Raw genomic sequence first — 12,162 nt, forward strand, 5'->3', positions numbered from 1 at the left:
CCTCTCAATTAGTCAGTTTTCGAAAGGGCTTCTTCTACTATTTTTACTTAGGCTAATTATTCCCAGCTACCAGTTCCGCCCCCTGTGCCAGTCGATGTACTAAGGGCGCCGGCTTGGAAGGTTCCGAGGAAATTACTGCTCCCATCAAAGAAATTTACAGTGAAGTAAACTGGAGTGGTTATGAACTGGAAGGAGTGAGTGTTACGGTATAGACGATCTATGTCATTTGTATATACGTCGCCCCACGAGCCGCCCCCTCCTGGAAAAGCTATTCCGCCGGACTTTCCGTTAAATTTTTTTCCGTTTGTAATGTCTACAGTTATCATTTGATAAAAAAGGAAAGAGGCAATTGTTCCTTGGGCTGGGTACTTTGCTGTGGTGGATTTTATTCCCTCTACAGCCTCATCTAAAAGTTTTTTGTCTGTGTAAGCATTTTTCATTGCCTCATGAAAGTCGCTTGCAATCATGTCTCTGTCGAGTTTTGCGATTACGCTCATGATGAATCTCCTTTTTCAAGACTTAAAAATTCCTTTCATCGCCAGAAAGTCTGGTGCCTTTTGATCGTAGATGATTGTTGTACAGATACAAGGCGCCTATAGTACTGAAGGGTTAAAATATTTTGTTATTTGGTCAAAAGCCTTTAATTATAAGCGCTGAATTGAGCCCCGCTCTAATTATTAAGTTATGGTGTCTCTCGCATTACCCGCGGCACAATCAACCTTGAACCACTCGGAGGGGGCGACTTGGTGCAGCACTGTCGGCGGTGATGATCACGAAGCCGTCATGCTCGTCCGAGCCTTCATCGATGGGCATGGTTTGATTTCCGATAACTGCATGTGCATACAGTTATCGAGCTTTTGACGTGACGCGATTTGAAGCGACGAGCTGTAGGATTTACTCCGGCGCCATGAGCACTGCCAGGGTCAGTTTTATAAACTCTTCATTCTCGTCGATGGTGTGCAGAGCGCCCCGGATATTCTCGGCTACATCTGCGGAGCCGCGCTGCTCAACCCAGTTCGATAACTCCATGATGGATGCTTCCAGAGCAAGCTGATTTTCATAGAGCTTGGAGAGTAGGGAAGGGAGTAGGTCTGTATTCGGCATGTCTGTTTCCTCCTTGGAGTGAACAGCTTAGCAGGGGTCGTAATCTTGGATTTGATTTAGGTCGGCAGGACGCCGCGAGAGGGGTTATGCAGTTTCGGCATGAGCTGAAATTTGCCCGTTGGGACCAGTCTTGGGACCAACGGGTGCATTTCGGTGCTTTATTGCTGATTACCTATGACGACTTGGCTCAGTAAACACTGATCAACAGTAATCATCAGAATGCGTTTCATACCGCATGGTGATGTTAGCTGTGGAGATCAATTACTTTACCTATCAATGGGTTGCGAGCGTGGCGGCGTGAGCCTCCAGGCATGCGTCAACAGCGACATCAAGGCGCGAAACCCGGTCGCTGAGCAAAAAATGGGGGATGTGTGTTGGAATTTGGCGCGCATTGTCGCATATGTCAGGCGACAGTTGTATGGCACGCGAAAGATGGTTTTTCCAGCGTCTCCGGCATGGCCAGCCACAACAGCGCCAAGGCCGCGGCGGCAACACCGGCCAGGGTCAGGAACGCGGCGTTATAGCCGGCTTGTTGCACCACGAAACCGGCCAGGCTGTTGCTCAATGCCGCCCCCAGGCCAAACACAGTGGACAGCGCGCCCAGGCTGACGTTGAAACGCCCGGTGCCCTGGGTCAGGTCCTTGACGATGACCGGGAACAGCGCGCCGAAAATGCCCGCGCCGATGCCGTCGAGCATCTGCACCGCGACCAGCCAATAGGGATCGTTGGACAAGGTATACAGCACGCCCCGCAACGGCAGAATCATGAAACCGATCAGCAGCAGCGGTTTGCGCCCCCACAGGTCGGCCTTGGCGCCCACCAGCCAGGCCATCGGCACCATTACCAGTTGTGCGGCGACGATGCAGGCCGAGGTCAGTGGCGTGGCCATGTGCAAGTTGATCTGCGACAGCTTCTGGCTGACCAGTGGCAGCATGGCCGCATTGGCCAAGTGAAACAGCGCGCAGCAGATCGCGAACAGCAGCAACGGCCGGTTGGCCAGCAAAACGGCCACGCCGGAAGGCTGCTCATGCGCGGTGTGATGGGCAGGATCGAAGCCCCGGGCGACCTCATGGTCGATCGTCTTGGCCGACACGCAACTGACCGCGACGATACTGGCGACCGCCATAAACGCCATCAGGTAGAACACCACCACCGGCCCGAACAGATAGGCGAGGCCACCGGCCAGCAGCGCAGCCACGGCATTGCCGGCGTGGTTGAAGGTTTCATTACGTCCGGTGCGGCGGGTAAAGGCCCGTGGCCCGGTGATGCCGAGGGAAATCGCGGAGATCGCCGGGGCAAACACCGAGGCTGCAACGGCGCTGGCGGCCTGGGTCAGCGCCACCAGGCTGAACGAACTGACAAAGGGCAGCATCAGGCAACTGGCGGTGACCAATAGCGCCGCAACCGCGATCACCGCGCGTTTGCTGCGAGTGCGATCGATCAGCGCGCCTGCCGGGCCTTGGGTGATCAAGGCGGCGATCCCGGCCAGGGTCATGACCACGCCAATGCTGGCCGGGTCCCATTGGTGCACGGCCAACAAGTAAATCGCCAGGTACGGTCCCAGGCCGTCACGCACATCGGCCAGGAAGAAATTCAGGCTGTCCAGGGACAAGGTGGTGCGCAGGTCGTTGTGATGGGCCACGGTGCGATCTTCGAGGAGCGGTGTTCAAGGACTGGACACCCGTTGGCTTAATGACCTTCGGGCTTGCCGGGAAGTTTCCCCTGCGCATAGGGTTTTATCTGACAGGCAATTGGCTTATTTTCCCAAGCTTGCCGCACTGATTCTTAGGAGATGCAATGGACATGCCCTCGGCTCAACAAGCAATTGCCAGCAATAAGGACGCCTGGGATGCATCCGCCAGGCTGCACAAAGACACGCCGACTTGGAAAGCGCTGTTGGGCGCAGTGGTCAACCCGAGGTTTTCGTGCCTGGACCCGACCATCACCGCGCTGCTGCAAGCGGTCGGCGTAGAGGGCAAGGATGTGGTGCAGCTGTGTTGTAACAACGGCCGCGAAAGCCTGTCGCTGTTCGGCCTGGGCGCGCGCTCGGTCGTCGGGGTCGATCAATCCCGGGCCTTCCTGCAACAGGCCGAAGAGCTGGCCGCCGTGTCGCCCCATTGCCCCGAATTCATCGAAACCGATATCCATCAACTACCCGAGCGCTTGCACGAACGCTTCGATGTCGCCTTAGTGACGATCGGTGTACTGGGCTGGATGCCCGATGTGGCGTTGTTCATGCGGCACGTTGCCAGTACCTTGAAACCGGGTGGCACCCTGGTGATGTATGAAACCCATCCGTTCCTCGAGGTGTTCGACCCGCGGGCGAGCGACCCGCTGCGGCCCGCCAGCGCCTATTTTCAGCGTGAGCCCTTTGTGCTGCAGGAATCCATCGTGTACGAAGGGCTGGCTGAAACTACCGGTCCAACCTCCTATTGGTTCGTGCATACCCTGGGCAGCCTGGTCAACGGAGCGATTGCGGCGGGTCTGCAGATCGGCCACTTGCAGGAATACCCGCATTGCAATCGCGAGGAACTCTACGATCAGTATGAGGATCAGCCGGCGCAATTGCCCTTGTGCTTTACCCTGACAGCGACCAAGCGCTGCGTATAACGACCTTTTCGGCACGCAAAAAAAGCCCGCACGTAGAGGCGGGCTAAGGGATTCACTGGAGTAGGTAGGTTTCACTCTATAGACCGCGAAGTGAACGCTTCGTGAAAATGCGGTCGCAAGTTTGCACGGTGTATACGCTTACCGCCGGCGTACAAAGGTCCTCATTGTCTGACCTGGGCCAGTACTGAAGACGGTTGGCCTGGGCATGCCTTCATCTGCGGCAATGAACACAAAATCATCCCCTTCGAGGCGGTAGCTCGCAGGCAGTTGCTTACCCGCATCTTCGCCCATGGCGTCCACCCAGGTAATGCGCTTGGGCACTGCGCTGCTGTCCAGGAAGAATCGGCCAGCCAGTAATATTGCTCCAGTGGTGGTAGTCACGGTGAACTGGTCGCCTGTAATGGTGGTCATAGCACCAGGCGCGCTATGGGCATCCACCGGGTTAAGCACGCCACTGTCTTCGAGCGAAGTTTGCTCCCAGGCACCTTGAAGGGCTTGGTAGTCCGGGTCTGAAATGGATGACATACAAATTCCTTTTTGTTGAAGGGCTAATTGCAGGCGGTCTTGGGGACGGCGTTAACTCACCTGAGACGCTATCAGATGTAGGATGGATCTGTTTTTATGCTTTTTTTATGTTTTTCATTATATAGCCAAGCAATTAGCGTTATTTTATCTGGCAGCGGGCAACATCTCGTAAAGGACCGACCGGGCTTTTTAACCTGTCACGGCTTCTACGTAACCGGAATGAAATCTTCTTTGGCTTATGTAGGCTTTTTCAGCCAAGTGGTCCGAATCGCTAGAGAGCTCCTTGAGTGTCCGGGACGTCGCCCCCCTGTTATCCAGCTTTTATTCAGGTCTATGTTGTTGGGCGCTGGATATAACCTCTCCAGGGTGTATGAACTTTGAACAACGCTCCCCAGCCCCACCACCACTTGTCTTCGGATGAAATCGATCTTTTTGAGTTGTTCCACGCCATCTGGAAGCGAAAAAAATGGCTCATTGGTTGCACGCTTTTTGCGGGCCTTCTGGGAGTAGGCTACGCATATCTTGCGCCACAGGTTTACCAGGTCAGTAGTGTCCTCAGGCCCGCGGCGATCAATGAGCTGGATGCACTGAATCGCTCTGAAGTCTACAAATTACCGCCGGTCGATGCGCTGGCCAAAGTGGGCGCACGACTGGAGTCCTACGAGGCCCGTTTGAGCTTTTTCAGAGCCAATCCTGCGCTGTTCGAGGCGTTCCAGCGTCCGGGGCAGAGCCTCGAGCAGAGCTTCGAAGCATTCAATAAGAACGCCATTAACCTTACATTCCCGGATCCGAAGAACGTCGACGCCCTCAACGGTGCAATTCGTCTGGAAATGCAGTACCCCAAGGGTGTCGACGGCGTGGCGATTCTCAACGGCTTCGTCGATTATGCGATCAAACTGGAGCGCGAGCAGGTGAGCGCGGACCTCAAGGTGATCGTCAATAACCGGCTCAATGAAATCAAGGGCAAGATCGACGCTGCGCGGGCCAATTACGAGACTGACAAGCAGTCGAAAATTGCCAGGCTGCTGGAGGCGGATAAACTCAAGCGTGCGCAGTTGGAAGATGAGCTGAGCGCTGTGCGCCTGCAGATGAAGGTTGAGCGGAGCAACCGCCTGGTGGAATTGGCCGAAGCCATCTCCATCGCCAAATCCATTGGAATCAAGAGCCCCACCACACCTTCGGCGTTGGGGGCGGCGGCGTCGCGCGGCTCAAGCCAGGTGATGCGTACGGAAGTCAATAACCAGAAAATCCCTTTGTACTTCATGGGCACCGACGTGCTTGAGGCGGAACGTACAGCCTTGGAGCAACGTACCAACGATGACTTTACCGATGGTCGCGTCGCGGAAATTCGCAAGGAGTTGCGCATGCTCGACGTGAATCGTGAGGTCGAGGTGCTGAAAAGCCGCTCGAAAGAAGATATTTTCCTGCGGGACGTCGAGCCCTTGTGGGCAGAAGAGGCACGGCTGCGGGGGCTCGATATCGATATGAGCGGACTGAAACTGGTGACTATCGACCGTATGGCTCAGACCCCGCTGAGCCCGATCAAACCTTTCAAAGCGATCATCATCGGGCTTAGCCTGGTGGCCGGGCTGATGTTGGGGGCGTTGATTGCACTGATAGGGCATTTTGTCCAGGCTCGTCGGGAGAACGGTCCTTTTCCCATGCCCGACCGTCATCTTCCACACCCTCAAAAGCACACTCACTAGACAGCTTTTCACAAATCTTAGTTAACTTTTGGTTACAAGATGTGGCTAAATAACGGCCAATGCGCATGACCGGTCTGTCACCCGGCCGGTCATGCTGCGTCTATGTGAATTGTGATTTCAGGTGCTGCTATCCAATCCTCGGCCGTCGTGGGCACGCAGGAGCAGCCTGTCTTCTTCTGACTTGTGACGAAATCTCTTGAAACTCATCATTGTTGCTCTCTACGTTGCCTCTATTGCGTATGTCCACCTGCGTGGCCGGGTGCGGCATAAGTTGGGCCGCCAGCTCAGCGATCACTCGACCTTCCTGGCGCCGGTCAACTGCTTTCTCTACCTGTTCTCCAAGCTGCCCAGCCGGCCCTTCCTGTCGCCCAGCGACTTTCCGGACCTGAGCCCGTTACAGGAGCATTGGCAGGAAATCCGCGAGGAAGGCGAGAACCTGATGCGGGAAGGGGCGATCAAGCGCTCGGATCAGTACAACGATGTGGGTTTCAACTCGTTCTTCAAGTCAGGTTGGAAGCGCTTCTATTTGAAATGGTACGGCGACAGTCATCCTTCGGCGATGAAGCTGTGCCCGCGTACCACTGAGCTGGTGCAGAGCATCGGTTCGATCAAGGCGGCCATGTTTGCCGAGCTGCCACCAGGTTCCCGGTTGGTGCGGCACCGCGACCCCTATGCCGGTTCCTACCGCTATCACTTGGGTCTGGACACCCCTAACGATCCGGGCTGCTACATCAATGTGGATGGCGAAAGCTATTCCTGGCGTGATGGCGAGCCGGTGATGTTCGACGAGACCTATATTCACTACGCGGAAAACACCACCGCGCAGAACCGTCTTATCTTGTTCTGTGACATCGAGCGACCGATGAAATACCGCTGGGCGGCGGCGTTCAACCGCTGGTTCAGCCGCACGGTCATGGCGGCAGCCGGCTCGCCCAATGATGACGGCGACAAAACCGGTGGCCTGAACCGTGCCTTTAACCGCCTGTACAAGATTCGCCTGCGTGGCAAAGAGCTGAAAAAGCGCAATCGCACGCGCTACTACCTGGAGAAGTGGGCGATTTTCGCAGTGCTGGCGTTGATCTTCATCCTGATCTGAGCCTGGGCCGGCGCGACTCACTCAGGTGGAGTCGCGCCCAGCTTGTCCCACATCCTCTTGCTGATCTTCTGTCGATTGGCATAACCCGCCCACGGGTTGTCCTTCAAACCCTGCAAGCGTTCGTGCAGGTTGGCCACCGTCCACTGCTGGGCACCGCGCAACCCTTTCAATTCGTCACGGCTGACCGGCACCGATACCGGCAGGCCGGGTCGTGCCCGAACCGAGTAGGCCGCGACCGTGCTGGCGCCACGGGCATTACGCAGGTAATCGATGAAAATCTTGCCGACGCGGTTTTTCGGCCCTGACGTGGCGGTAAAGCGCTCCGGCAGTTGCTGGGTCATGAACTGGGCGATGGCCTTGGCGAAGGCTTTTACGGTGTCCCAATCGTCGCGGCGTGCCAATGGTACAACCAGGTGCAAACCCTTGCCGCCACTGGTCTTGATAAAGGCCTGCAGACCCAATTCATCCAGCACCGATAAGGTCAGTTGCGCCGCTTCCAGCATGGTTTTCCACGGCAGTGCGGGGTCCGGGTCGAGATCGAGCACAAACAGGTCTGGGGTCTCGATCTTGTCCGAGGTGGCGCCCCAGGTGTGCAGCTCCACGGTGCCCATCTGCACCGCGCCCACCAGGGCGGCGGTGCTGTCGATTTCCATCAGGCGGGCATGACCGGGGTCCAACGCCGGGTCCAGTTGCTGGAGATGCGGGATCGCCAGGCGCTCTGTGTGCTTCTGGAAGAACTGCTCGCCCCCCACACCTTCCAGGGCACGGAGCAATGCCACAGGGCGATGGTGCAGGAAGGGCAGGATCCAACGGCTGATGCTGTCGTAGAACTGCGCCAGTTGCAGTTTTTGCGTGCCGCTGTGCTGATCGATGATCCGCTCCGGGTGGGTAATCTTCACCCCGGCGACGGTGCTGGGCGCGCCGGACTTCCGGGCCGTTGGTGCTTGCAGCGATTTGGCCGCGCGTGGCTGCTCATGAATGATCTGTTCCACCGGTTTATCAGAACGCAGCGCGACAAACGCGGCCTGGCGTACCACGCCTTCACGGGTCCACTCGGCAAATCGCACCTCGCCGACCAATTGCGGCTCCACCCAATGCACGCCGCGGGCCTGGGCGCGGGTCAGTGGCTTGTCCAGGGGTGAAGTCTTGCGCTGCAGCGGCGTAAGCCGGGCGTAGATGTCCTGCAGAGCGGCCCGATCAAACCCGGTGCCGACACGCCCGGCATAGACCAGCCCGGCATCGCCGTTGACCGCCAGTAACAGCGCGCCAAACCCGCTGCGCGAACCCTGGGGGCGGGTGTACCCGACAATCACGAACTCCTGGCGCAGACGGCATTTGAGCTTGATCCAGTCGGTGTTGCGACTGGATACATAGGGGCTACCCGCACGCTTGCCGATCACGCCTTCCAATGCCAGGTCGCGGGCGCTTTCGAAGATATCGTGTTGGTTGGCGGCAAACGCCTCGGAGAAACGTAACAGTTTGCTCTTGCTACGGGCCAAGGCCGCCTTGAGCGCAGCGCGGCGTTTTTCCAGCGGGTCTTGCCGTTGATCGCGGCCTTCTAGAAACGGCGCGTCGAACAGGTAATAGACAATGTCCAGGCTGCGTCCGATATCGAAGGCGTTTTGCAGGGCCTGGAAATCCGGCAAGCCATCGCCATTGAGGCTGACCACTTCGCCGTCGAGCCAGCTGTCCTTGAGTTTCAGGGCTTGCAGGGCCTTGGCCTGGCGCGGCAAGCGGTCAGTCCAATCATGGCCGTTGCGCGTGAACAGGCGCACTTCGCCGTCACGAATACGCGCCAACATGCGGTAGCCGTCGAACTTGATTTCGTAGAGCCAGTTACCCTCCGGTGCGCGGTCGACCAAGGTGGCCAGTTGAGGCGCGAATTGATCGGGCAGGGCGAGCGTTTTCTTGCGTGAGGCTTTTTTCGCGGAGGGTTTGGCGGCGGTCGTCGGCGTGCCCACCGATGCCTCACTGAGCACGCTCCGGGGCTGTGCCTGGACGATATCGTAGTCGCTGCTCGGGCGTGCCTGCTGATCCTGTTCCTTGATCAGCAGCCATTGTTGCTTATCGCCGCTGCCTTTGAGGCGGGTACGCACCAGGGTCCAGTCGCCGGCGAGTTTCTCCCCGACCAGGGTGAATTTCAGCTTGCCGGCGGCGTAGGCTTTTTGCGGATCGCCATGGGGTTGCCAGACGCCGCGATCCCATACGATCACATCGCCGGCGCCATATTGGCCCGCCGGGATGCTGCCCTCGAAACTGCCGTAGCTCAAGGGGTGATCCTCGACATGCACGGCCAGGCGTTTCTGGCTGGGGTCCAGGCTGGGGCCCTTGGGTATTGCCCAGCTCTTGAGTACCCCGTCGAGTTCCAGGCGAAAGTCGTAATGCAGGCTGCGCGCATCGTGCTTTTGAATCACGAACGCCAACGCCGATGCCTGGCGCTTGTTGGGTTTCGAGTCACCCGCAGGTTCGCCAGTGATCTCGAAATCGCGCTTTCGGTGGTATTCGCTCAAGGGTTTTGCCATGTCGTTTTCTCCCTTCTATGGCGGACTCAAGAGGCCTTTTTGCTGGTTTTTTTCGCGGCTGGTTTTTTCGCCGGGCGCTTGGCGGCGGATTTGCCGGCCAGACTGCGCTTGAGCAGTTCGGTGAGGTCGATCACGTCAGCCGACTTGCGTTCTTCGCTGCCGGCCTGGCTTTCCACGTCCTCGATCTTGCCGGCCTTGGCCTTCTTCGCCACCAACGCCATGATCTTCTCCTGAAAACTGTCACGGTAGGCATCGGGCTGCCAGTCGGCGCTCATGTCTTCCACCAGGCGCCTGGCCATGTCCAGCTCGCCCTTGGCCAGGCTGGGCCGGGTCACATCGCTGCCCAGTTCCAGTTCATCGAGGCTGCGCACCTCAGCGGGCCAACGCAGCATCACCAGCACCAGGGCCGACTCCAGCGGCATCAGCGCAGCCAGGTGCTGCTTGGTGTGCAACACCACATTGGCCAGGGCGACCTTGTTGGTTTTCTTCAGGGTTTCGCGCAGTAATGCATACACCTTGCCGCCGCGTTTGTCCGGGGCCAGGAAGTAGGGCGTATCGATGTTTTGCAGGGGGATCTGGTCGCTGGCCACGAAGGCGATAATCTCGATGGTCTGGGTCGACTTGGGGTGGGCCGAGCGGATTTCCTCTTCGCTGAGCACCACGTAGCGGCCTTTCTTGAACGCCACGCCCTTGACGATGTTGTCCTTGGTGACTTCCTTGCCGCTGGTCTTGTTGATGCGCTTGTAGCCCACCGGGTCCATGCTGCGTTTATCCAACCAGTCGAAGTCGACCCCCTGGGAAGCCGTGGCCGAAACCAGCGACACCGGGATATGGACCAAGCCAAAACTGATGGCACCTTTCCAGATTGCCCTAGGCATGCGTGCAGTTCCTTGAGAAGAGGCTATGTGCGGCTGACTCGTGGGCGTTGGCAAAAGTTTCGATCAGCGGATGCGCGGACAGATCGTGTTACACCTGATGAGAAACTATTTAGTGTCGAAATTCGAACCCAGCGCGTAGCGTGTTATCGAAAGCACGTACTCCTCGCCTAGAGAGGCTTTGTCATGAACATCTGTGTGCGTCATCTTGCAGCGCTGGCATTGGGCTTGGCGCTGGCCACCGCTGCCCAGGCGCAAAACCTGCCTGGCAGCAACAACTCGGACAATGGCCCGATCCACCGGGCCAACCCCAACAGCATGCAGGGCACCCAGCCCAATCCGTCGCTGATACGCGGCATCCAGACCGCTCCGACCCCGCGTACACCCACCCTGGAAAACGGCGGCATCGGCAATCGTTATCCGCAGCGCGACGCAGCACCCAGCCGCCCCGCGACCGAAACCAAAGCCCCCACTGTTGATGCCAACGGCAATCGCCGGCCTTGAGCGCCGGTAAGGACCCCGCCTTATGTTTCTACGCAAAACGTTTCTTGCCGCCTTTTGTGCCACGACCTTGCTGCCGCTGACGGCGGTTTACGCAGCCGATGTGCAGCAATTCCCAAGTGAGCAGGGCAGCATCACCGTCACCCCGATCGCCAAGGGCCTGGACCACCCATGGGCGCTGGCTTTTTTGCCCGACAGGCAGGGCTTCCTGGTGACCGAGCGGCCTGGGCACCTGCGCTTTGTCAGCCCGGACGGCAAGCTGTCGGCGCCGCTGAGCGGTGTGCCTGAGGTCTGGGCCAAGGGGCAGGGCGGCTTGCTTGACGTGGTGCTCTCACCCGACTTCAAGCAGGACCGCATGGTGTACCTGTCGTACGCTGAGGGCGGTGGCCAGGGCGGTACGGCCGGTACGGTGGTAGGGCGCGGGCGTTTGTCGGACGACTTGAGTGGCTTGAAGGACTTCAAGGTGATCCTGCGCCAGGAACCCAAGCTGTCCACCGGTAATCACTTTGGCTCACGCCTGGCCTTCGACCGTGATGGCTACCTGTTCGTGACGTTGGGCGAAAACAACGACCGGTCCACGGCCCAGGACCTGGACAAGTTGCAAGGCAAGGTGGTGCGGATTTACCCCGATGGCCGCATCCCCGATGACAACCCATTCGTGGGGCAGCCAGGCGTACGTCCGGAAATCTGGTCCTATGGCCAGCGCAACCCCCAGGGCCTGGCACTGAACCCCTGGAGCGGCACGATCTGGGAAAACGAGCATGGGCCGCGTGGCGGCGATGAAGTCAACATCATCGAGCGTGGCAAGAACTATGGCTGGCCGCTGGCGACCCATGGCATCAACTACTCCCTGACGCCGATTCCCGAAGCCCAGGGCAAGACGGTGGAAGGCACAGTCGCGCCGCACCATGTGTGGGAGAAGTCTCCAGCTATCAGCGGCATGGCGTTCTACGACGCCGACCGCTTCAAGGCCTGGCAGCACAACCTGTTCATTGGGGCGCTGTCCAGTCAGGAGTTGATTCGCCTGCAGTTCGATGGCGACAAGGTGATCCATGAGGAACGCTTGCTGGGGGGCTTGAAAGCGCGGATTCGTGACGTGCGCCAGGGGCCGGATGGGTTTCTGTACGTGCTGACGGATGAAGACGATGGGGTGTTGTATCGCGTCGGTCTGAATCAGGACTGACACTTACGGGTTTCCAAACGGTGGGATAGCCCGCTGACTC

Annotated in this window: 11 protein-coding genes; 5 read left to right on the forward strand and 6 right to left on the reverse strand. The window is 58.2% G+C overall.

The genetic code is table 11. From position 1 onward, the window contains the following. Positions 1-56: 56 nt before the first annotated feature. From AB7933_RS16300 to AB7933_RS16310, 3 genes are all read right to left on the reverse strand, one after another. Positions 57-497: a VapA/VapB family virulence-associated protein gene (locus tag AB7933_RS16300; protein WP_024075295.1), complete on the reverse strand. Its 441-nt coding sequence runs from the start codon at positions 495-497 to the stop codon at positions 57-59. Between the two features lie 397 nt (positions 498-894). Then, entirely contained in the window at positions 895-1,104 is a 210-nt protein-coding gene (locus AB7933_RS16305) for a hypothetical protein (RefSeq protein WP_017528106.1), read from the reverse strand. A gap of 403 nt (positions 1,105-1,507) precedes the next feature. Then, the gene (locus AB7933_RS16310; protein WP_024075297.1) at positions 1,508-2,746 is read right to left on the reverse strand and encodes an MFS transporter; all 1,239 of its coding nucleotides are present in this window, start codon (positions 2,744-2,746) and stop codon (positions 1,508-1,510) included. A gap of 155 nt (positions 2,747-2,901) precedes the next feature. On the opposite strand from AB7933_RS16310, the gene AB7933_RS16315 reads away from it, so the two are divergent. Further along, complete coding sequence (locus AB7933_RS16315; protein WP_024075298.1) at positions 2,902-3,714, forward strand: class I SAM-dependent methyltransferase; 813 nt, start codon at positions 2,902-2,904, stop codon at positions 3,712-3,714. A 138-nt stretch (positions 3,715-3,852) separates the two neighbouring features. Here AB7933_RS16315 and AB7933_RS16320 read toward each other — a convergent pair whose 3' ends face one another. Continuing rightward, entirely contained in the window at positions 3,853-4,239 is a 387-nt protein-coding gene (locus AB7933_RS16320) for a TIGR03067 domain-containing protein (protein WP_024075299.1), read from the reverse strand. A gap of 377 nt (positions 4,240-4,616) precedes the next feature. Between AB7933_RS16320 and AB7933_RS16325 the strand changes: the two genes are divergently transcribed. Beyond that, positions 4,617-5,945 carry a Wzz/FepE/Etk N-terminal domain-containing protein gene (locus tag AB7933_RS16325; protein WP_024075300.1) on the forward strand — a complete coding sequence of 443 codons (1,329 nt, stop codon included), beginning with the start codon at positions 4,617-4,619 and terminating at the stop codon, positions 5,943-5,945. Between the two features lie 196 nt (positions 5,946-6,141). Then, entirely contained in the window at positions 6,142-7,041 is a 900-nt protein-coding gene (gene lpxO / locus AB7933_RS16330) for a lipid A hydroxylase LpxO (protein WP_024075301.1), read from the forward strand. A 17-nt stretch (positions 7,042-7,058) separates the two neighbouring features. On the opposite strand, the gene ligD is transcribed toward lpxO, so the two are convergent. Both ligD and AB7933_RS16340 read right to left on the reverse strand, forming a co-directional pair. Continuing rightward, entirely contained in the window at positions 7,059-9,563 is a 2,505-nt protein-coding gene (ligD, locus tag AB7933_RS16335; RefSeq protein ID WP_024075302.1) for a DNA ligase D, read from the reverse strand. Between the two features lie 26 nt (positions 9,564-9,589). Beyond that, positions 9,590-10,441, reverse strand: coding sequence for a Ku protein (locus AB7933_RS16340; protein WP_024075303.1), 852 nt, complete (start codon positions 10,439-10,441; stop codon positions 9,590-9,592). A gap of 183 nt (positions 10,442-10,624) precedes the next feature. Here AB7933_RS16340 and AB7933_RS16345 point away from each other — a divergent pair, with 183 nt between their 5' ends. Then, positions 10,625-10,942, forward strand: a complete 318-nt coding sequence (locus AB7933_RS16345) for a hypothetical protein (RefSeq protein ID WP_024075304.1) — start codon at positions 10,625-10,627, stop codon at positions 10,940-10,942. 22 nt (positions 10,943-10,964) lie between these two features. Further along, positions 10,965-12,122, forward strand: a complete 1,158-nt coding sequence (locus AB7933_RS16350) for a PQQ-dependent sugar dehydrogenase (protein WP_024075305.1) — start codon at positions 10,965-10,967, stop codon at positions 12,120-12,122. Positions 12,123-12,162: the final 40 nt, after the last annotated feature.

This window comes from Pseudomonas gorinensis (assembly GCF_042015035.1).
Lineage (GTDB): Bacteria > Pseudomonadota > Gammaproteobacteria > Pseudomonadales > Pseudomonadaceae > Aquipseudomonas > Aquipseudomonas gorinensis.